The sequence below is a fragment of the Streptomyces sp. NPDC028314 genome (assembly GCF_055565795.1).
Genome location: NZ_JBVHTP010000005.1, coordinates 47,209 through 68,845, shown reverse-complemented (window position 1 = coordinate 68,845; position 21,637 = coordinate 47,209). Strand labels below are relative to the sequence as shown.

The 21,637-nt window shown below is 72.3% G+C and carries 15 protein-coding genes; 13 read left to right on the top strand and 2 right to left on the bottom strand.

The features are described from left to right. The first annotated feature begins 58 nt into the window (after window positions 1-58). From ACZ4TG_RS13755 to ACZ4TG_RS13730, 6 genes are all read left to right on the top strand, one after another. A complete protein-coding gene (locus ACZ4TG_RS13755) occupies window positions 59-1,228 on the top strand; it encodes an ABC transporter ATP-binding protein (protein WP_468162174.1) in 1,170 nt (389 codons plus the stop codon). After that, window positions 1,225-2,154 (top strand): ABC transporter permease, encoded by a 930-nt coding sequence (locus tag ACZ4TG_RS13750; RefSeq protein WP_468162173.1) that lies wholly within the window; start codon window positions 1,225-1,227, stop codon window positions 2,152-2,154. Before ACZ4TG_RS13755 ends, ACZ4TG_RS13750 begins: the two co-directional genes overlap by 4 nt. Continuing rightward, complete coding sequence (locus ACZ4TG_RS13745) at window positions 2,154-2,960, top strand: ABC transporter permease (protein WP_468162172.1); 807 nt, start codon at window positions 2,154-2,156, stop codon at window positions 2,958-2,960. The genes ACZ4TG_RS13750 and ACZ4TG_RS13745 overlap by 1 nt, the downstream gene beginning before the upstream one ends. 21 nt (window positions 2,961-2,981) lie before the next feature. Further along, entirely contained in the window at window positions 2,982-4,400 is a 1,419-nt protein-coding gene (locus ACZ4TG_RS13740; RefSeq protein WP_468162171.1) for an NAD(P)/FAD-dependent oxidoreductase, read from the top strand. Between the two features lie 230 nt (window positions 4,401-4,630). Next, the gene (locus tag ACZ4TG_RS13735) at window positions 4,631-5,095 is read left to right on the top strand and encodes a hypothetical protein (protein ID WP_468162170.1); all 465 of its coding nucleotides are present in this window, start codon (window positions 4,631-4,633) and stop codon (window positions 5,093-5,095) included. Between the two features lie 124 nt (window positions 5,096-5,219). Beyond that, on the top strand, window positions 5,220-7,004 hold the full coding sequence (locus ACZ4TG_RS13730) for a chitinase (RefSeq protein ID WP_468162694.1): 1,785 nt from the start codon (window positions 5,220-5,222) through the stop codon (window positions 7,002-7,004). 39 nt (window positions 7,005-7,043) lie between these two features. Here ACZ4TG_RS13730 and ACZ4TG_RS13725 read toward each other — a convergent pair whose 3' ends face one another. Together ACZ4TG_RS13725 and gabT are read right to left on the bottom strand one after the other, a co-directional pair. After that, the gene (locus ACZ4TG_RS13725; protein WP_468162169.1) at window positions 7,044-7,706 is read right to left on the bottom strand and encodes a phosphatase PAP2 family protein; all 663 of its coding nucleotides are present in this window, start codon (window positions 7,704-7,706) and stop codon (window positions 7,044-7,046) included. Between the two features lie 274 nt (window positions 7,707-7,980). Then, entirely contained in the window at window positions 7,981-9,315 is a 1,335-nt protein-coding gene (gene gabT / locus ACZ4TG_RS13720; RefSeq protein ID WP_468162168.1) for a 4-aminobutyrate--2-oxoglutarate transaminase, read from the bottom strand. A 243-nt stretch (window positions 9,316-9,558) separates the two neighbouring features. Here gabT and ACZ4TG_RS13715 point away from each other — a divergent pair, with 243 nt between their 5' ends. The 7 genes from ACZ4TG_RS13715 (at window position 9,559) to ACZ4TG_RS13685 (ending at window position 21,500) form a co-directional block, all read left to right on the top strand. Continuing rightward, a complete protein-coding gene (locus ACZ4TG_RS13715) occupies window positions 9,559-11,958 on the top strand; it encodes an ATP/GTP-binding protein (RefSeq protein ID WP_468162167.1) in 2,400 nt (799 codons plus the stop codon). 121 nt (window positions 11,959-12,079) lie between these two features. Continuing rightward, on the top strand, window positions 12,080-13,660 hold the full coding sequence (locus ACZ4TG_RS13710) for a PucR family transcriptional regulator (protein ID WP_468162166.1): 1,581 nt from the start codon (window positions 12,080-12,082) through the stop codon (window positions 13,658-13,660). 168 nt (window positions 13,661-13,828) lie between these two features. Further along, on the top strand, window positions 13,829-15,274 hold the full coding sequence (locus ACZ4TG_RS13705) for an aldehyde dehydrogenase family protein (RefSeq protein ID WP_468162165.1): 1,446 nt from the start codon (window positions 13,829-13,831) through the stop codon (window positions 15,272-15,274). Between the two features lie 221 nt (window positions 15,275-15,495). Beyond that, complete coding sequence (locus tag ACZ4TG_RS13700) at window positions 15,496-17,448, top strand: acyl-CoA dehydrogenase family protein (protein WP_468162164.1); 1,953 nt, start codon at window positions 15,496-15,498, stop codon at window positions 17,446-17,448. 217 nt (window positions 17,449-17,665) lie between these two features. Continuing rightward, complete coding sequence (locus tag ACZ4TG_RS13695; protein WP_468162163.1) at window positions 17,666-18,928, top strand: hypothetical protein; 1,263 nt, start codon at window positions 17,666-17,668, stop codon at window positions 18,926-18,928. 20 nt (window positions 18,929-18,948) lie between these two features. Further along, a complete protein-coding gene (gene dxr, locus ACZ4TG_RS13690; RefSeq protein ID WP_468162162.1) occupies window positions 18,949-20,202 on the top strand; it encodes a 1-deoxy-D-xylulose-5-phosphate reductoisomerase in 1,254 nt (417 codons plus the stop codon). Next, complete coding sequence (locus ACZ4TG_RS13685; RefSeq protein WP_468162161.1) at window positions 20,199-21,500, top strand: M50 family metallopeptidase; 1,302 nt, start codon at window positions 20,199-20,201, stop codon at window positions 21,498-21,500. Before dxr ends, ACZ4TG_RS13685 begins: the two co-directional genes overlap by 4 nt. Window positions 21,501-21,637 lie beyond the last annotated feature (137 nt).

The window sequence follows — 21,637 nt, the reverse complement described above, 5'->3', positions numbered from 1 at the left end:
GCACCCTCCGCACCCCCCCGCACCCTGCCGTCGACACCACCACCGAAGGCCGCGACCCATGACTGACAAGACCGCGGGCGGCGACGTCCGCCTCGCCGGGATCAGCAAGCACTACGGCTCCTTCACCGCCGTGCACCCGCTCGATCTCACCATCCCCCAGGGCTCCTTCTTCGCCCTCCTCGGCGCCTCGGGCTGCGGGAAGACCACCACCCTGCGCATGATCGCCGGCCTGGAGGAGCCCTCCACCGGCACGGTCAGCCTCGGCGACCGCGAGGTCACCGACCTGCCGCCCTACAAGCGCCCGGTCAACACCGTCTTCCAGAGCTACGCCCTCTTCCCGCACCTCGACGTCTCCGAGAACATCGCCTTCGGCCTGCGCCGGCGCGGCATCAAGTCCGTCAAGAAGCAGGTCGACGACATGCTGGAGCTGGTCCAGCTCGGCCAGTTCGCCGCACGCAAACCGCACCAGCTCTCCGGCGGCCAGCAGCAGCGCGTCGCCGTCGCCCGCGCGCTCATCAACCACCCCCAGGTGCTGCTCCTCGACGAGCCGCTGGGCGCCCTCGACCTCAAGCTGCGCCGCCAGATGCAGCTGGAGCTCAAGCGGATCCAGACCGAGGTCGGCATCACCTTCGTGCACGTCACGCACGACCAGGAGGAGGCCATGACCATGGCCGACACGGTCGCGGTGATGAACGGCGGCCGCGTCGAGCAGCTGGGCGCCCCCGCCGAGCTGTACGAGAACCCGCGCACCACCTTCGTGGCGAACTTCCTCGGCACCTCCAACCTCATCGAGGCCGAGGTGCTGGAGGCCGGCTCCGCGGACATCACCGTCTCCAGCGCCGGCACCAAGCTCCGCCTTCCCGCCCCGCGATGTTCGACCACACCCCGCGCCGGCGGAAAGCTGCTGGTCGGGGTGCGCCCGGAAAAGATCTCCCTGGTCCACGCGGACGAGGAGCACACCATCGCGGCCGGCCGGAACAAGGTCACCGGCAAGATCGCGGACTCCTCCTTCATCGGGGTGTCCACCCAGTACGTCATCGACAGCCAGGTCTGCCCCGAGCTGGAGGTGTACGTACAGAACATCGAGCGGGACGCCCGCCTGGTCCCCGGCGCCGATGTCGTCCTGCACTGGAACCCGGAGCACACCTTCGGCCTGGACGCGGCCCAGTCCATGCTTGCAGGGACGATGGGCGACGCGGGCATCGAGACGGTCGAGGAGGGCGCATGACCGCCCCGGCCGCACTGCCCGAGGCCGTCGTCGACGACGGGCCCCCGGTCCACAAGCCGTCCCTGAAGAAGCGCCTGATCCCGTACTGGCTGCTGCTCCCCGGCATCCTGTGGCTGCTGGTGTTCTTCGTCCTGCCGATGGTCTACCAGGCCTCGACCTCGGTGCAGACCGGCTCCCTCGAAGAGGGCTTCAAGGTCACCTGGCACTTCCAGACGTACTGGGACGCCTTCACCGAGTACCTCCCGCAGTTCCTGCGCTCCCTGCTGTACGCCGGCACCGCGACCGCGCTGTGCCTGCTGCTGGGATACCCGCTGGCGTACCTGATCGCCTTCAGGGCGGGCCGCTGGCGCAACCTGCTGCTGGTGCTGGTCATCGCCCCGTTCTTCACCAGCTTCCTGATCCGCACGCTGGCCTGGAAGACGATCCTGGCCGACAGCGGCCCCGTGGTCGGCGTCCTCAACAAGATCGGCTTCCTGGACGTCACCAGCTGGCTCGGCATGACCGAGGGGGACCGGGTGCTGGCCACGCCGCTCGCGGTCGTCTGCGGTCTGACGTACAACTTCCTCCCCTTCATGATCCTGCCGCTCTACACCTCCCTGGAGCGCATCGACACCCGCCTCCACGAGGCGGCCGGGGACCTGTACGCCCGGCCCGCCACGGTCTTCCGGAAGGTGACCTTCCCGCTCTCGATGCCGGGTGTGGTCTCCGGAACCCTGCTCACCTTCATCCCGGCCAGCGGCGACTACGTCAACGCCGAACTGCTCGGCTCCACGGACACCAGGATGATCGGCAACGTCATCCAGTCGCAGTACCTGCGGATCCTGGACTACCCGACGGCGGCCGCGCTGTCGTTCATCCTCATGGCCATCGTGCTGATCATGGTCACCATCTACATCCGCCGAGCGGGGACGGAGGACCTGGTCTGATGCGCACAACCTCCACGTGGCTCCGCCGCAACCTCGTCGTGATCGCGGGTCTCGGCACGCTCGCCTACCTGATCCTGCCGAACCTCGTCGTCACCGTCTTCTCCTTCAACAACCCCGCCGGGCGCTTCAACTACGCCTGGCAGGAGTTCTCCCTGGACGCCTGGAAGGACCCCTGCGGGGTCGCCGACCTGTGCGGCTCCCTCGGGCTGTCCCTCCAGATCGCCCTGTGGGCCACCATCGCCGCCACCGCCCTCGGCACCGCCATAGCCTTCGCGCTCGTGCGCTACCGCTTCCGGGCGCGCGGCGCGGTCAACTCGCTGATCTTCCTGCCGATGGCCATGCCCGAGATCGTGATGGCCGCCTCGCTGCTCGCGCTCTTCCTCAACATGGGCATCCAGCTCGGCTTCTGGACGATCCTGATCGCCCACGTCATGTTCTGCCTGAGCTTCGTCGTCGCGGCCGTCAAGGCCCGCATCCTGTCCATGGACCCGCGGCTGGAGGAGGCCGCCCGCGACCTCTACGCGGGCCCGGTGCAGACCTTCCTGCGGGTCACCCTGCCGATCGCGGCCCCCGGTATCGCGGCGGGAGCGCTGCTCTCCTTCGCGCTCTCGTTCGACGACTTCATCATCACCAACTTCAACTCGGGCAACACCGTCACCTTCCCCATGTTCGTGTGGGGCTCCGCCCAGCGCGGGACGCCCGTGCAGATCAACGTCATCGGTACGGCGATGTTCGTCATCGCGGTGCTGGTGGTGCTGGCCGGCCAGATGGTCGGCAACCGCCGCAAGAAAGCACAGCCCAAGTAACTCTGTAGGGAGTTGGAAGCCATGGCCCCAGTCGCCATGCGAAGCGTTGCGCAATCCCTTTCCGAAGCACGGTCGGTCTCGTACTGGCTGGACGACCCCGGCAAGCCCGCCGCACAGCCGGCGCTGACCTCCGACGAGGCCTGCGACCTGCTGGTCATCGGCGGCGGGTACAGCGGCCTGTGGACCGCGCTGATCGCCAAGGAACGCGATCCCGCGCGGGACGTCGTCCTGATCGAGTCCAAGGAGGCGGGCTGGGCCGCCTCCGGCCGCAACGGCGGCTTCTGCGCCGCCTCCCTCACCCACGGCCTCGCCAACGGCATGGCCCGCTGGCCCGGCGAGCTCGCGAAGCTGGAGGAGCTGGGCGCCCGCAACCTCGACGAGATCGAGGCGGCGGTCGCCCGCTACGGCATCGACTGCGACTTCGAGCGCACCGGCGAGATCGACGTCGCCACCGAGCCCCACCAGGTCGAGGAACTGCGCGAACTGTACGAGGAGGCCGAGAAGCTGGGCCTGGCGGGCGGCTCACGCTGGCTGGACCGCGAGGAGCTGCGCGCCGAGGTGGACTCGCCGACGTTCCTCGCGGGCCTGTGGGACACCGACGGGGTCGCGATGCTCAACCCCGCCAAGCTGGCCTGGGGCCTCAAGCGGGCCTGCCTGGAGCTGGGCGTACGGATCTACGAGAACACCCGCGGGCTCTCCCTGGCCCCCTCGGGCGCCGGCATGGCCGTCCGCACCCCGTACGGCCGGATCTTCGCGCGCCGGGTGGCCCTGGGGACGAACATCTTCCCCTCCCTGGTCAAGCGGATCCGTCCGTTCACGGTCCCGGTGTACGACTACGCCCTGATGACCGAGCCGCTCACCGCCGACCAGCTGAAGGCCATCGGCTGGCAGAACCGCCAGGGCCTGGGCGACAGCGCGAACCAGTTCCACTACTTCCGCATCACCCCCGAGAACCGGATCCTGTGGGGCGGCTACGACGCCGTCTACCCCTACCGCGGCAAGCTGGACTCGGAGTACGACCACCGCCCCGAGACCTACCTCAAGCTCGCGCAGCACTTCTTCACCGCGTTCCCGCAGCTGGAGGGCGTGAAGTTCAGCCACGCGTGGGGCGGCGCCATCGACACCTGCTCCCGCTTCTCCGCCTTCTTCGGCACGGCGCACGGCGGCAAGGTCGCCTACGCGGCGGGCTACACGGGGCTCGGGGTGGGCGCGACCCGCTTCGGCGCCGACGTGATGCTGGACCTGCTGGACGGGGCGCGCACCGAGCGCACCGAGCTGGAGATGGTGAAGTCCAAGCCGATGCCGTTCCCGCCCGAGCCGTTCGCCTGGACCGGGATCACGCTCACCAAGTGGTCGCTGGCCCGCGCGGACGCCCGCGGTGGCCGGCGGAACCTGTGGCTCAGGACGCTGGACCGGTTCGGCCTGGGCTTCGACAGCTGACGCGGGCCGCCTGCCGGGCCGTGCCGGGCCGGTCCGGCCCTCCCGGCCCTGCTGGTCATCAGATCGGTTCGTCGGATGATCGAGGCCCGCACGCCCGGCGCACTCGGCCGGCCTCCGTGTGAGCCGCTTCACTACCACGGAGTAACGAAACCCGCGTCATAGTCGCCCCGCCTCCCGCTCTCTCCCGGTGAGAACCCTTCACCGAACGACAGCGAACGGAGGCCGGGGCGATGACCAACCCGGGGGACAAAACGGCAGTTGACTGGCTGGTGTCGGTGGCGCCGGACCCCGACGCCTGCCGGTGGGAGTGGGAGCGCAATCCCCTCGGGGTCGCCCTCCTCCCCGCCGGCCGGTGCTGGGACGTGCTGATCCTCCCCGGCGCGCTCGGCCAGGGCACCCTCGACGTGCTGACCCTCCTCATCGACCGGCCCGGCCCGGTGCTCGCCGACTTCGGCGACTCCCGGCTGGGCTTCTTCGTACCCGCGGGCACGGCCTCCCGCTGGCTCGGCACCGGCGTACGGGGGGCTGGGCGCGGGACCTGGATCGTGGTCCCGTACCCGGGCCGGACGACCGGCGGGGTGCGCTGGGTGGTGCTCCCGGACGGCCGCGGAACGCTCACCGACCCGGCGGTGCTGGAGCTCGCCATGCACGAGGCGGCCGCGCGGGTGGTGTCGGACGGGGGCCGGAAGTCTTGACAAGGGCATTGGTCTGGACCATCTTGGGCGCCGCTGCTCCTTCACCAGCGGCCTGGCTCCATCCCCCCATGCACCGGAGGCAGTTGTGCGCGCACCCCGCAGGGCCGGATCCGCAACCCTGTCCATGCTCACGGCCGCCGCCCTCGCGGTGGCCGCTCTCCTCGCCGCGGGCCCGCCGGCCGCCGCGGCCGACACCGATCTGGCACGCAACGGCGGCTTCGAAGCCGGCCTCGACGGCTGGAGCTGCTCCGCCGGCAGCGGAGCCGTCGTCACCAGCCCCGTCCACGGCGGCGGTTCGGCGCTCAGGGCCACCCCGGCCGGCCAGGACAACGCGCGCTGCGCCCAGAGCGTCACCGTCAAGCCGGACTCCACCTACACGCTCAGCGCCTGGGTGCAGGGGGCGTACGTCTACCTCGGCGCGGCCGGGACCGGCACCACCGACGTGTCCGCCTGGACGCAGACCCCCGGCGCCTGGAAGCAGCTGAGCACGACCTTCCGTACGGGCGCCGCCACCACCTCGGTGACGGTGTACACGCACGGCTGGTACGGCCAGCCGGCCCACCTCACGGACGACCTGACCCTCATCGGCCCGGACCCCGGTCAGAGCCAGCCCCAGCCCCCGGCCGCCCCCACCGGCCTCACGGCGTCCGCCGCCTCGTCGAGCGCGGTGAACCTGTCCTGGGCGGCCACCCAGGGCGCCACCTCGTACCGGGTCCACCGCGAGGGCGCCGCCCCGCTCACCGTCACCGGTCCTTCGGCCACGGTCACCGGCCTTGCCGCCGCCACCGCCTACACCTTCCAGGTCAGCGCGGTGAACGCGGCGGGCGAGTCCCCGAAGAGCGTCCCGGTCACGGCGACCACCGCCGGCGGCGGGAACCCGGGCAACCCCGGACTGCCCGCCCACGCCCTGGTCGGCTACCTGCACGCCAGCTTCGCCAACGGCTCCGGCTACGTGCGGATGGCCGACGTGCCCGCCTCGTGGGACGTCATCAACCTCGCCTTCGGCGAACCGACCTCCGTCACCTCGGGCGACATCCGCTTCTCGCTGTGCCCCGCGAGCGAATGCCCGAACGTGGAATCGGCCGCCGAGTTCAAGGCCGCGATCAAGGCCAAACAGGCCGCGGGCAAGAAGGTCCTGATCTCGATCGGCGGCCAGAACGGCCAGGTCCAGCTGGGCACCACGGCCGCCCGCGACACCTTCGTCTCCTCCGTCAGCAAGATCATCGACGAGTACGGGCTCAACGGACTCGACATCGACTTCGAGGGCCACTCCCTCTCCCTGGCCGCCGGCGACACCGACTTCCGCGCCCCCACCACCGCGGTGATCGTCAACCTCATCTCGGCCGTCAAGACCCTCAAGGCCAAGTACGGGCCGGACTTCGTCCTGACCATGGCCCCCGAGACCTTCTTCGTCCAGCTCGGCCACCAGTACTACGGCTCCGGCCCCTGGGGCGGCCAGGACCCGCGCGCGGGCGCCTACCTCCCGGTCATCCACGCCCTGCGCGACGACCTGACCCTGCTCCACGTCCAGGACTACAACTCCGGGCCGATCATGGGCCTCGACCACCAGTACCACTCGATGGGCGGCGCCGACTTCCACCTCGCCATGACCGACATGCTGCTCACCGGCTTCCCCGTCGCGGGCGACACCGCCCGCGTCTTCCCCGCCCTGCGCCCCGACCAGGTGGCCATCGGCCTCCCGGCCACGACCAACGCGGGCAACGGCCACACCTCCCCGGCCGAGGTCACCAAGGCCCTCGACTGCCTGACGAAGGGGACCGGCTGCGGCAGCTACCAGACCCACGGCACCTGGCCCGCCCTGCGCGGCCTGATGACCTGGTCGATCAACTGGGACCGCTTCGGCGGCTGGGAGTTCAGCCGGAACTTCGACACCTACTTCGGCGGCTAGCCGGTCCCGCTCGGAACGTGCCCCACCCGCGCCGCGCGTTCAGCGCCGCGCGCTCTTCCTCCACCCGGTGCCCCTCGCCCCGTACCGCGCGGTCCGGTGGACGGCGAGCAGGAGGGGCAGGCACAGGAGGCAGCTCGCCAGGACGTCCAGCGGCCAGTGGAAGCCGCGCAGGATCAGGCCCGCGGCCGTGGCGGCCGTCAGGGTCAGGGCGAGGGGCAGCGGCCAGCGGCCGCGGGTGTACGGACGGATCAGCAGTGCCGCGCCGACGTACGCGACGGCCGAGGTGGCGGTGTGCCCCGAGGGGTAGTAGCCGGCGGCCCAGGGCTCCAGGGGGCCCGGGCGGGCGGTCCACTCCTTCAGCGGCACGATCAGGGCCGGGACCAGCGCCATGGCCAGCCCCGCCGCCAGGGCGCCGGCGCGGTTGCCGCGCCGGACGGCGTACGCCATCGCCAGGGCCAGGACGGGTACGGCGACCGGGATGTTGCCGAGGTCGGAGAGGCGTTCGGTGACCGCGTCGGGGACCGTGCGCACCAGTGTGCGGCTCAGGCTCTCGTCCGGCCCGAGCAGCGGGCCCGAGACGAGGACCTGCCAGGTCGTCAGGGCGAGTCCCAGCAGGGAGAGCAGGAGGAGGGGGAGAGTGGCCGGCCGTCCCGGAACAGGGGGGATGGTTCCGGGACGGCCGCCCGGATCGGGTTGCCGCACGCCCCGGGGGGTTTGGGGCGAACGGCCGTCCGATCGGTGAGGAGTGTGCGCGAACGCATGCCCAGTACGGCGCTGGGGAAGCCCGGTACTGGTGTCGCCCTCGGTTGCCCGGGAGCGGGGTGTCTCACTCATCTGCAGAAACCGTACGGCAGCGAAAGGGGGACCGACAGCGGGAACGCGCTCCCGCCATCGGCCCCCCACACGTTCTTCACAGTGCCCGACCGTTACCAGCGGTATGGACGGGCTGCTGCGTTCGTGCGTTCTAGACGCTCGATCAGATGCCCGCGAAAGCGGCCTCGATGATGTCCAGACCCTCGTTCAGCAGGTCCTCGCCGATGACGATCGGCGGGAGGAAGCGGAGCACGTTGCCGTACGTACCGCAGGTGAGGACCAGCAGGCCCTCGGCGTGGCACGCCTTGGCGAGCGCGCCGGCCGCCTCCGGGAACGGGGTCTTGGAGACCGGGTCCTTGACGAGCTCGATCGCGATCATGGCGCCGCGGCCGCGGATGTCACCGATGATCTCGTACTTCTCCTGCATGGCCGTCAGACGGGCCTTCATGAGGGACTCGATCTTCTTCGCCGCGGCGTTGAGGTCGAGCTCCTTCATGGTCTCGATGGAGCCGAGCGCACCGGCGCACGCCACCGGGTTGCCGCCGTAGGTGCCGCCCAGGCCGCCCGCGTGGGCGGAGTCCATGATCTCGGCGCGGCCGGTCACGGCGGCGAGCGGCAGACCGCCCGCGATGCCCTTGGCGGTGGTGATCAGGTCCGGGACGATGCCCTCGTCCTCGCACGCGAACCACTGGCCGGTACGGCAGAAGCCGGACTGGATCTCGTCGGCGACGAAGACGATGCCGTTGTCGTTGGCGAACTTCACGATCGCCGGCAGGAAGCCCTTGGCCGGCTCGATGAAGCCGCCCTCGCCGAGGACCGGCTCGATGATGATCGCGGCGACGTTCTCGGCGCCGATCTGCTTGGTGATCTGGTCGATCGCCTGGGCGGCGGCCTCGGGGCCGCAGTTCTCGGCACCGGTGGGCCAGCGGTAGCCGTAGGCGACCGGGACGCGGTAGACCTCGGGGGCGAACGGACCGAAGCCCTGCTTGTACGGCATGTTCTTCGAGGTCAGCGCCATGGTGAGGTTCGTACGGCCGTGGTAGCCGTGGTCGAAGACGACGACGGCCTGGCGCTTGGTGTACGAACGGGCGATCTTGACGGCGTTCTCGACGGCCTCGGCGCCGGAGTTGAACAGCGCGGACTTCTTGGCGTGGTCGCCCGGGGTCAGCTCGGCCAGGGCCTCGCAGACCTCGACGTAGCCCTCGTACGGCGTGACCATGAAACAGGTGTGCGTGAAGTCGGCGAGCTGCGCGGAGGCGCGGCGCACGACGGCCTCGGCGGAGGCGCCGACCGAGGTCACGGCGATGCCGGAACCGAAGTCGATCAGGCGGTTGCCGTCGACGTCCTCGATGATGCCGCCGCCCGCGCGGGCCGTGAAGACGGGGAGCACGGAGCCCACGCCGCCGGCCACCGTCTCGAGGCGGCGGGCCTGCAGCTCCTGCGACTTGGGGCCGGGGATCGCGGTGACGATGCGGCGCTCCTGCGGGACAGCGGTCATAGGGGGCTCCTGGGGGGTGTTTTCGGACGCACTTGTGTCTTTGTCCGCAGGCTAGGCCCGGGGGAGGGGGTACGGCATGCTCCGTTAGGGAGTGGTACCCGCGTGTCCTTGTCCGGGACGGCCATAGGAAGGACGGGGGACGTGTCTTGTGGATCATGGCGCGGTAGGGGTCGCGGGGGCGTCGGCGGCCACTAGATTGGGCGCGCAGCGCAGCGCAGCGAACGGGCAGGGGGCAAGGGGTTCATGGACACCGACGGTGCGTACGAGGGACAGCGGGTCCGCGCGGACCACGTACCGAGGCCGGCCGGCCCGCCGCCGGTCCCCTCGGCGCCACCCCTTCCCGGCTTCGCCCCACCGCCGCCCCCGATGCCCGCGCACGCGCCCGGCGCCGGTTCGGGTGCGGGTGCCGCCCTGCCGGACTGGCTGCGCACGCCCCGCCCCAAGGCGGAGCCGGGCATCTGGCGCTTCGGGTTCCGGCCGCGGCAGGGGGGCGAGACGGAGCCCGCTGCGGACAGGTCGCTGCTGAGCGGCGCCGTCATCTCCTTCCTGGCGTGCGTGCTGCTCTGGTCCCTTCTGACCAACGGCTACATCCCGTACGCGACGGTTCCGCTCAAGCTCTTCACGCCGCAGGACTGGTGGCAGCTGGGGGGCGAGGCGAAGGACGGCCGGGGCGTTGCCGCTACGCAGGCCTACCTGCTCCTGCTGACCGGCGCCCTGGTGGTCTGGTTCAGTCGGCTCGGAGCGTGGGGTCTTGCCTTCGACCGGCTTGTCGCGGTCCGCGGGGCCCGGGCCCGGGCGGCGGGCGCAGCGGTCGGGGGGCTCTTCGTGGTCATGCTGATCTGGACGAAGACCCTCACCCTCGACGCGCTGGCCTTCGAGCATCTGCCGTACGGCGAGCTGGGACCGCAGTGGAGCCTGATCGTCGAGCTGTTGCTGCATGTCGTGATCTACGGTTCCGTCCTCGTGTACTTCGCCCGGCTGGGCCTTCGGCCACGACCCCTCGCGCGCACCGACAAGGATCCGTCGCTCCCTGCCGCCCCGCAGGTCGCCGCGGTGGCCCCCGGCTCGCCCGACGACCCCGTCGCGTGGAACGAGCTGCGCGCCGCCGGGCTCGGCGAGGCGGCCGATCGGCTCGGCGGGGAGATCGGGGCCGGGCGGATGAACGACGTGGACTACGCGCGGATCCGGCGCGCCTGGGAGTCCGTCAAGGTCGACCCCTCCCGCGCGCGGGCCTTCGCCGACGCCGTCCGGGACAAGGGCGCCGGTGCCTGCGTGCATCCCTCCGGGGCGCGGGACCTGCCCGTGCGCGCCGCGCGGCACGACCTGCTGGTCCGCCAGGTGCTCCTCGGCACGGTGGAGGACGGGGAGCGCAACCCCTGGGCCCGCCGCGGCACCGCCCTCGCGCTGGACCCGCAGGTGCTCGGGACCTCCCTGCTGGCCGTCGGGCCCTCGGGCGCCGGCAAGACCCGGCACCTCGTCCGCCCCGTCGTCGAGGCCCTGGCCCTGCAGGCGCTGGCCGGGCAGGCCGCCGTCATCGCCGTCGGGTCGGCCGGAGCCCAGCTGGGCCCGGACTCGGCCTACGACATCGTGGTCCGGGTCGGCGATCCGGAGTCCGTCCACGACCTCGACCTCTACGGCGGCACCGCCGACCCCGACGAGGCCGCCACGCTGCTCGCCGAGGCCTTCGTCGGGGACGTCCCCGGGGTCGACGTACGGCGCGCCGCCACCGCCCTCGCCCAGCTGCTCGGGCCGTTCCACGCCGCGCACGGCCGCTTCCCCGCCGTGCCCGAGCTGCGCGAGCTCCTCGACCAGGTCGGCGGGGCGCTCGACGGGCTGCGCCGGGAGCTGGAGGCCGCCGGGCAGCAGGCCATGCTGCGCGAGCTCGACGCCCGCGGCCGGCAGTACGGGGCTCCGGGCGACCCCGGGCCGGCCCTCGCGGACCGGCTGGCCCTGCTGGACCGGCCCGCCTTCCACGGCTTCTTCGACACCTCCGGGCAGAGCCGGCCGTTCTCGCCGCGCGCCCTGGAGCACCCGATCCGGGTCCGCGTGGACCTCCCCGAGCGGGGTCACGCCGACGCCTCCCGGATGCTGGCCCGGCTGCTCCTCGCCCAGTTCAACGCCTCCGCCGCAGCCCGCGCCGACCGCTCGCTGTTCGCCTTCCTGGCATTCGACGACGCCTCGCAAACCCTGACCCCGGAGACCGTGCGCGGCGTACAGCGGCTGCGGTCGGCCAACGCCGGGGTGCTGCTGACCCTGCGCACGCTGGACGACGTACCGGAAGGGCTGCGGACGCCGCTGCTCGGGGCGGTCGGCTGCCGGATGGCCTTCTCCGGGGTCACCACCTGGGACGGCAAGCGCTTCGCCGAGGCCTGGGGCACCGAGTGGGTGGAGACGCGGGACGTCACGCACCGGACGGTCTTCGCGGACCAGCCGCTGACGCGGGCCATCCACGCCTTCCGGAAGCTGGTCACCGGCAAGGCCGTGACCACGGACGCGGTGACCGTGCGGCAGGTGGAGCGGGAGCGCTGGTCCGCCTCCGAGCTGGCGCACGCGGTGCCGGCGGGGCACGCGGTGCTGTCGCTGACCTCGGTGCGGGGGGAGCGGGCTGCTCCGCTTCTGGTCAGGCTGGCGGGGACGAGCTGAGCGGACCCTGACGAGGTGGCAGAATCGAGGGGAGCCGTTCGTACGACACGGCGAAAAGAACCCCACCCCGTGTCCTAGCCTCCTCGCTTCCCCTCCCCTCCTCCTAAGGCCCCGGTACCCGATGCCGCTCACCCTCGCCTCGCTCGTCCAGCACTCGGCGCTCAAGCTCAGCGTCCGGGCGGGGGGAAGCCGCCTCGACACCCCCGTGCGCTGGGCCCACGTCAGCGAGCTGGCCGACCCCGTCCCCTATATGGAGGGCGGCGAGCTGCTGCTGATCACCGCGATGAAGCTCGACGCGGAGGACCCCGAGGAGATGCGGCGGTACGTACGGCGCCTCGCGGCCGCCGGGGTCGTCGGCATCGGCTTCGCCGTCGGCGTCAACTACGAGGCGATCCCCGAGGCGCTGGTCGAGGCCGCCGAGGCGGAGGACCTGCCGCTGCTGGAGGTGCCCCGGCGGACCCCGTTCCTCGCCATCAGCAAGGCCGTCTCGGCGGCCCTCGCGGCCGACCAGTACCGGGCCGTGACGGCCGGTTTCGAGGCGCAGCGGGAGCTGACCCGGGCCGCCCTGTCGGCCGACGGCCCCGCCGAACTGCTGACGAAGCTGGCGGCGCACGTGCACGGCTGGGCCGCGCTGTACGACACCTCGGGCGCGGTGGTCGCCGCGGCCCCCGACTGGGCCGCGCGCCGGGCCGCCCGGCTCACCCCGGACGTGGAGCGGCTGCGGGAGCGGCCGGCGCCCGCGAGCGCGGTGGTGGGCGGCTCGGACGACCGGGTCGAACTCCAGTCCCTGGGCACGGGACGGCGGGCGCGGGGCGCGCTCGCGGTCGGCACCGGCGCGCCGCTGGGCACGGCGGAGCGGTACGCGGTGCACTCGGCGGTGGCCCTGCTGACGCTGACGACCGAGCGGTCGCGCTCGCTGCACGACGCGGAGTCCCGGCTGGGGGCGGCCGTGCTGCGGATGCTGCTGGCGGGCGAGGCGGAACACGCGCGGGCCGTGGCCGGGGACCTGTACGGGGCGCTGCTGGAGTCCCCGTTCCGGATCATCGTGGCCGAGCCCGCGCTGCCCGGGACGGCCCAGCCCGAGGGGCTGGCGCTGCTGGCCGACGCCGTGGAGTCGGCGGCGGCCCGTACGGGCGAGACGCTGCTGGTGGTGCCGGAGGACGGCCGGCTGGTGGTGCTGGCCGCCGAGGCGGGCTCCGCGGTGCAGGCGTGCGCGGAGCACGCGGAGCTGCTGGAGTCGCGGCGCGGCCGGGACTCGACCGGGCCGGAACCGGACGAGCTGGTGCTCGGGCTGTCGGGGGCGGCCGGGCCGGCCGGTGTGGCGGTGGCCTTCAAACAGGCCGACCAGGCGCTGTCCGTGGCCCGGCGGCGCGGCAGGCCGATGGTGGAGCACGAGGACCTGGCGGCGGGATCGGTCCTGCCGCTGCTGGCCGACGACGCCGTACGGGCCTTCGCGGACGGCACGCTGCGCGCCCTGCGGGAACACGACGAGAAGGGCCGGGGCGACCTGGTGGCCTCGCTGCACGCCTGGCTCTCCCGGCACGGCCAGTGGGACGCCGCCGCGGTGGACCTGGGAGTGCACCGGCACACACTGCGGTACCGGATGCGGCGGGTCGAGGAGATCCTGGGCCGCTCCCTGGACGACCCGGACGTCCGGATGGAGCTGTGGCTCGCCCTCAAGGCCAGCTCGGCACCCTCGTAAGCCTGCCGTGAAGGGCGTCGTCGGCACGCGACGCCGGAGCGGGACACTGACAAACCGGAGCGCCCCGCGCGGCCGGTACTCCACGCCGGACAAACAACGAATCCGGGGCGGAGTCCTACGGTGGAGGGGACAACGACCCACCGCACACTCCGAAGGGCCGGGATTCGCATGACTTCCACCCACGCCTTCTGGCTCGCCGGCCGCCAGGCCACCGGCGAGGACAGCTTCGACGTCCACTCCCCGTGGGACGGCCGACTCGTCGGTACCGTGAGCGTCCCCACCGACGCCCAGGTCGAAGAGGCCGTGGCCGCGGCGTACGCCGTGACGGCGGAGTTCTCCGCGACCCCCGCCCACGTACGGGCCGCCGCCCTGGACCACGTGTCCAAGCGGCTCGTCGAGCGGACCGAGGAGATCGCCCAGCTGATCTCCGCCGAGAACGGCAAGCCCATCAAGTGGGCCCGCGGTGAGGTCGGCCGTGCGGTGTCCGTGTTCCGCTTCGCCGCCGAAGAGGCCCGCCGCTTCAACGGCGGGGACGCCCAGCGCCTGGACACCGACGCCGGCGGTGTCGGCCGCCTGGCCCTGACCCGGCGTTTCGTCAAGGGTCCGGTCCTCGGCATCGCGCCGTTCAACTTCCCGCTGAACCTGTGCGCCCACAAGGTGGCCCCCGCCATCGCCGTCGGCGCGCCGATCATCCTGAAGCCGGCCCCGGCCACCCCGCTCTCCGGCCTGATCCTCGGTGAGCTGCTCGCCGAGACCGACCTGCCGGCCGGCTCCTGGTCCGTACTGCCCGTGGCGAACGACAAGATGCCCGCCCTGGTCAAGGACGAGCGCCTGCCCGTCATCTCCTTCACCGGTTCCGACACGGTCGGCTACGCCATCCAGCAGTCGGTGCCCCACAAGCACTGCACCCTGGAGCTCGGCGGCAACGCCGCGGCCGTCGTGCTGGCCGACTGGGCCTCCGAGGCCGACCTCGACTGGGCCGCGACCCGCATCGCGACCTTCTCGAACTACCAGGCCGGCCAGTCCTGCATCTCCGTGCAGCGCGTGATCGCCGACGCCTCCGTCTACGACCGCCTCGTCGAGAAGGTCGTCGAGAAGGTCCGGGCCCAGGTCACCGGCGACCCGTCCGACTCCGCCACCGACGTCGGCCCCCTCGTCTCCGAGGACGCCGCCAAGCGCGTCGAGTCCTGGGTCGACGAGGCCGTGTCCGCCGGAGCCAAGCTGCTCACCGGTGGCAAGCGCGAGGGGGCCTCGTACGAGCCCACGGTCGTCGCGGACCTGCCGGCCGGCGTCACGCTCGCCGTCGAGGAGGTCTTCGGGCCGGTCCTCACGCTCCAGAAGGTCGACGGGACCGACGAGGCCTTCGCCGCCGTCAACGACTCGAAGTTCGGTCTCCAGACCGGCGTCTTCACCCGGGACATCCAGGTCGCCTTCCGCGCCCACCGCGAGCTCGAGGTCGGCGGTGTGATCATCGGCGACGCGCCGTCCTACCGCGCCGACCAGATGCCCTACGGCGGCGTGAAGCAGTCCGGCGTGGGCCGCGAGGGCGTCCGCTACGCGATGGACGACTACACCTACGAGCGGGTCCTGGTCCTCACCGGCCTGGACATCTGACCGACTCGTACGGCCCAAGAGCCGACGGCCGGAGCCTACTGTGCGGGGGCTCCGGCCGTCCCCCTTTTCTGCCGCCCGTCAGCGGCCCATCCCGCCCCGCGTTCCCCCGTCCTGCCCCACCCGGCTTTTCCGGGCGCCCCGAAGCGGGTACGACTCACAGGTAGCACCGACCGGTATTCCGGAAAGTCATCCGACTTCGGCGGCGAGGTGAGTCCCCTCTCATGTCCGCAACACAGCCCAGCGGCACCCAGCCCAAGGTGACCGAGCGCGAGGCACGGCAGGTCGCCGAGGCGGCCCGGGAACAGGACTGGCGCAAGCCCAGCTTCGCCAAGGAACTCTTCCTCGGGCGGTTCCGGCTCGACCTGATCCACCCCCATCCGCTGCCCGCCGACGAGGACGTCCGGCGCGGCGAGGCCTTCCTGACCCGGCTGCGCGAGTTCTGCGAGACCTCGATCGACGGGGCCCGCATCGAACGCGAGGCCAAGATCCCGGACGAGACCGTGCGCGGGCTCAAGGAGCTCGGCGCCCTCGGGATGAAGATCGACCCCAAGTACGGGGGTCTCGGCCTCACCCAGGTGTACTACAACAAGGCGCTCGCCCTCGTCGGCTCCGTCAGCCCCGCCATCGGCGCGCTGCTCTCCGCCCACCAGTCGATCGGCGTACCCCAGCCGCTCAAGATGTTCGGCACGCAGCAGCAGAAGGACACCTACCTGCCCCGCTGCGCCACCACCGCCATCAGCGCGTTCCTGCTCACCGAGCCCGACGTGGGCTCCGACCCGGCGCGGCTGGCCACCACCGCGGTCCCGGACGGGGACGGCAGCGGCTACGTCCTCGACGGGGTGAAGCTGTGGACCACCAACGGGGTGGTCGCCGACCTGCTCGTGGTGATGGCCCGGGTGCCCAGGAGCGAGAACCACCGGGGCGGGATCACCGCCTTCGTCGTCGAGGCCGACTCGCCGGGCATCACCGTCGAGCACCGCAACGCCTTCATGGGCCTGCGCGGCCTGGAGAACGGCGTCACCCGCTTCCACCAGGTGCGCGTCCCCGTGGAGCAGCGGATCGGCGCCGAGGGCGCCGGGCTGAAGATCGCGCTGACCACCCTCAACACCGGACGCCTGTCGCTGCCCGCGATGTGCGTCGGCGCCGGCAAGTGGTGCCTGAAGATCGCCCGCGAATGGTCGGGCGTGCGCGAGCAGTGGGGGCGGCCGGTCGCCCTGCACGAGGCCGTCGGCGCCAAGATCTCCTTCATCGCCGCCACCACCTTCGCCCTGGAGGCGGTGGTCGACCTGGCCTCCCAGATGGCCGACGAGGACCGCAACGACATCCGCATCGAAGCCGCGCTGGCCAAGCTGTACGGCTCCGAGATGGCCTGCCTGATGGCCGACGAGCTGGTCCAGATCCGCGGCGGCCGCGGCTTCGAGACCGCCGACTCGCTGGCCGCGCGCGGCGAGCGGGCCGTCCCCGCCGAGCAGATGCTGCGCGACCTGCGCATCAACCGGATCTTCGAGGGCTCGACGGAGATCATGCACCTGCTGATCGCGCGGGAGGCCGTCGACGCCCACCTCTCGGTGGCGGGCGACCTCATCGACCCCGAGAAGGACCTCGGCGACAAGGCCAAGGCGGGCGCCCGCGCCGCCGGGTTCTACGCCCGGTGGCTGCCCAAGCTGGCCGCCGGCGCCGGGCAGGTCCCGGGCGCCTACCGGGAGTTCCACCCCGGTGGCCACCCCGACCTCGCCACCCACCTGCGCTACGTCGAGCGCAGCGCCCGCAAACTCGCCCGCTCCACGTTCATGGCCATGGCCCGCTGGCAGGGCCGCATGGAGACCAAGCAGGGCTTCCTCGGCCGGATCGTCGACATCGGCGCCGAGCTCTTCGCCATGAGCGCGGCGTGCGTCCGCGCCGAGCACCTGCGCGCCACCGGCGACCACGGCCGCGAGGCCTACCAGCTGGCCGACGCCTTCTGCCGGCAGTCCCGGATCCGCGTCGAGGAGCTCTTCGGCCGGCTCTGGTCCAACACCGACGACCTGGACCGCAAGGTCGTCGCCGGCGTGCTGTCGGGCACCTACACCTGGCTGGAGGACGGGATCCTCGACCCCTCGGGCGAGGGCCCCTGGATCGCGGACGCCACCCCCGGCCCCTCCACCCAGAAAAACGTCCACCGCCCACTGCGCTGACCTGCGAGGATCACAGGAGCACCGAAGAGCGACCAGAACGAGAGCGTGACGGCCCCGTGTGCTGAGCACGCTGTACGAGTAGGACGAGCACGACAAGCAGCAGTACGAGAAGTACGAGAAGTACGAGCAGGACGAGTACGAGCGAGACGAGTACGAGTACGCGTGCGGCACGGGCACGCGTACCGGCACGAGCACGAGGCGGGCGGGAACGATGGCGATGGCCGAGGAAGACCGTCACAGCCGGAGGCTGGCCTGGTGCGTGGCACACCTGCTGCGCCACGCACCGGACCCCGTCACCGCCGACCTGCTCGGCCGGCTGGACGAGCCCACCCGCAAGTACCTGCTCCGCGACGAGTACCTCCCCGCCTCCCTCGTCACCCTCGTGCTGCGCGACGGCACCGACGAGGACCGGCGGACCGTCGCCCGGAACCCGCGCGTCTTCGGCCGCCCGCTGCCGGGACTGCCCGGCCCCGCGCGGTACGCCGCCCGGCCCGGCCCCGGGCCGGACCTGCTGGCCGGACTCGGGCTCGGACCCGGCCCGCTGGACACCGGCGAGCTGATCGGGCTGCTGCGCCTGCACGGCGCCCGCCCCCGGCTCCCGCTCACCCTGCTGCGGCTGCCGCACACCCTCGACCCGCAACTGCTGCCGGCCGAGCACGCCCGCGCCCCGCTGCCGCCCGGGGCCGTGGAGGCGCTGCTGCTGGTCGGCGGCCTGCCCCGGGAGGTGGCCGCCGCGCTGCTCGGCGGCCGCGCGCAGGACGCGTACGGGCGCCACTGGTACCGACCCGCCGTCAGGGCCGTCCGGATGGGACTGCTGACCTGCGACGAGCTCGTCGCCTGCGTCGCCCCCGCGCAGCGGACGCTGCTCCTGGCGGACCTGCCCGCCGCCCCGGGCGGGCTGCGCTGGAACGTGCCGGAGCAGGCCGAGATACGCTCCGCCGTGCGGCGGGTGCTGCGGCCCCGGCTGGGCGACGACCCGCGCTGGTGGCCGGTACTGCGCCGGCGGGCGGCCGGCTTCGAGGGCACGCTGCCCGAGCTGGTGGCGGAGGTGGTCGCGCAGGAACCGCCGCCGGCCGGCGCCTACGCCGGGCCCGAACCGTTCGGCGGGGTGGAGCGGGAGCTGGCCCTGGTCAGCCTCGCCGTCCCGATGGAGCAGGTCAGCGAGGACATCCGGTGGGTCCGCGACTGCCTGGACCGGGGCCTGCTCACCGGCGCCGACGTGATCCGGCACAAGGTGCCCGCCTGCTGGGCCCTGGACGAGGACCACTGGCTCGGAGACGTGGACCACCCCGACCGGCACGACCGGCCCGAGGCCGTGCACTCGGCCCGCGCGGAGGCGGACCGGCTGTTCGCCGGGGCCCTGGGGGCGGACGCGGACGCGTGGTGGCGCGCCGCCCGGGCGCTCCCCGATTTCGCCGGAACCCTGCCCGAGCTGCTGGCCGCTGTGATTCAGGGGGACTCCGTGTCCAACCGCTCCTGAGTTGCGGCAACAATGGGGGGATGAGCGACAGCCCAGCCCCCCTCGCCGATCCGCACCTCCTCTTCGACCCCGCGGTCGGCCGCCGGGACATCGTCGTCCTCGGCTCCACCGGGTCCATCGGGACCCAGGCCATCGACCTGGCCCTGCGCAACCCGGACCGTTTCCGGGTGACCGCGCTGTCCGCAGCCGGCGGGCGCGTGGCGCTGCTGGCCGAGCAGGCGCGGCAGCTGCGGGTGCGCACGGTGGCGGTGGCCGACGAGGACGCCGTACCGGCTCTGAAAGAGGCGCTGAGCGCCCAGTACGGCCCCTCCGAGCCGCTGCCCGAGATCCTGGCCGGGCCGGACGCCGCGACCGACCTGGCGGCCTCCGAGTGCCACACGGTCCTCAACGGCATCACCGGTTCCATCGGCCTCGCGCCCACCCTCGCCGCGCTGCGGGCGGGCCGGACCCTGGCCCTGGCCAACAAGGAGTCGCTGATCGTCGGCGGCCCGCTGGTCAAGGCCCTGGCGAAGCCGGGTCAGATCATCCCGGTGGACTCGGAGCACGCGGCCCTCTTCCAGGCCCTCGCCGCCGGCACCCGGGCCGACGTCCGCAAGCTCGTGGTCACCGCCTCCGGCGGTCCCTTCCGCGGCCGCACCCGCGCCGAGCTGGCAGGGGTCACCGTCGAGGACGCCCTCGCGCACCCCACCTGGGCCATGGGCCCGGTGATCACCATCAACTCGGCGACGCTGGTCAACAAGGGGCTGGAGGTCATCGAGGCGCACCTGCTCTACGACATCCCCTTCGACCGCATCGAGGTCGTGGTCCACCCGCAGTCGTACGTCCACTCGATGGTCGAGTTCACGGACGGCTCCACGCTGGCCCAGGCCACCCCGCCGGACATGCGCGGCCCCATCGCGATCGGTCTCGGCTGGCCCGAGCGGGTCCCGGACGCGGCCCCCGCCTTCGACTGGACCAAGGCGTCGAGCTGGGAGTTCTTCCCGCTGGACACCGAGGCCTTCCCGTCGGTGGGCCTGGCCCGGCACGTGGGCACCCTGGGCGGAACCGCCCCGGCCGTGTTCAATGCGGCGAACGAGGAGTGCGTGGCAGCCTTCCTGGCCGGTCGGCTGCCGTTCACGGCAATCATGGATACGGTCTCTGCCGTGGTCGATGAGCACGGAACGCCGGACGCGGGAACTTCCCTGACCGTCCGGGACGTCCTTGAAGCGGAGACCTGGGCCAGGGCCCGGGCACGGGAGATGGCGGCTCGGGCCGCCGCGGAGGCGCGCGCATGACGATACTGCTGACCTTGATCGGTGTGGTCGTCTTCGTCGTCGGCCTGCTGGTCTCCATCGCCTGGCACGAGCTCGGCCACCTCTCCACGGCCAAGCTCTTCGGCATCCGCGTGCCCCAGTACATGGTCGGCTTCGGCAGGACCGTGTGGTCGCGGAAGAAGGGCGAGACGGAGTACGGGATCAAGGCCATCCCCATGGGCGGCTACATCCGCATGATCGGGATGTTCCCGCCCGGCGAGGACGGCAAGGTCACCGCCCGCTCGACGTCGCCGTTCCGGTCGATGATCGAGGACGCGCGCTCCGCCGCCTACGAGGAGCTCCAGCCCGGGGACGAGAAGCGGCTCTTCTACACGCGCAAGCCGTGGAAGCGCGTGATCGTGATGTTCGCCGGGCCGTTCATGAACCTGGTCCTGGCCGTGGTCATCTTCCTGGCCACGCTGATGGCCTTCGGCGTGAACACCCAGACCACCGTGGTCAGCAGCGTCTCGGACTGCGTGCTCCAGCAGAGCGAGAAGCGCGACAAGTGCGCCGCCGGCGATCCGGTCGCCCCCGCCAAGGCCGCCGGCCTCCAGCAGGGTGACAAGATCGTCGCGTTCAACGGCAAGAAGGTCGACGACTGGTCGGCGCTCCAGAAGGACATCCGGGCCACCCTCGGCCCGGCCACCCTCACCGTGGAGCGCGCGGGCCAGCGGGTCGAGCTCAAGGCGAACCTGATCGAGAACACGGTCGCCAAGACGGACGGCCGCGGGCAGTACGTCAAGGACCAGTACGTCACGGCGGGCTTCCTCGGCTTCGCCCCGGCCAGCGGTTACGTGGAGCAGTCCTTCCCGCAGGCCGTCTCGCACATGGGCGACATGATGGAGTCCGGCGTCGAGTCCTTGATCGCGCTGCCGTCCAAGATCCCGGCCCTGTGGAACGCCGTGTTCAACGGCGCGGAGCGGGACGCGAACGGCCCGATGGGCATCGTCGGCGCGGCCCGGGTCAGCGGCGAGATCTTCACGCTGGACCTGCCGGCCACGCACATCCTGGTGATCTTCCTGAACCTGCTGGCCGGGTTCAACCTCTCGCTGTTCCTCTTCAACATGCTCCCGCTGCTGCCCCTCGACGGCGGCCACATCGCGGGCGCGCTGTGGGAGTCGGTGCGCCGCAACGTGGCCCGCGTCTTCCGCCGCCCGGACCCGGGCCCGTTCGACGTGGCGAAGCTGATGCCGCTGGCGTACGTGGTCGCCGGCGTCTTCGTCTGCTTCACGCTGCTCGTGCTCGTCGCCGACGTGGTGAACCCGATCAAGATCACCTAGGTCGGCCGGTCCGGCCGGACCGCCGGGACCGGTCGACCGGCCCGGGGCGGGCCGGTCGACCGTCCTCTCATCCGCATGGCGTACGACCGTACGTACGGGGCCGGGCACACATCGTGCCCGGCCCCGTACGTTCGGGT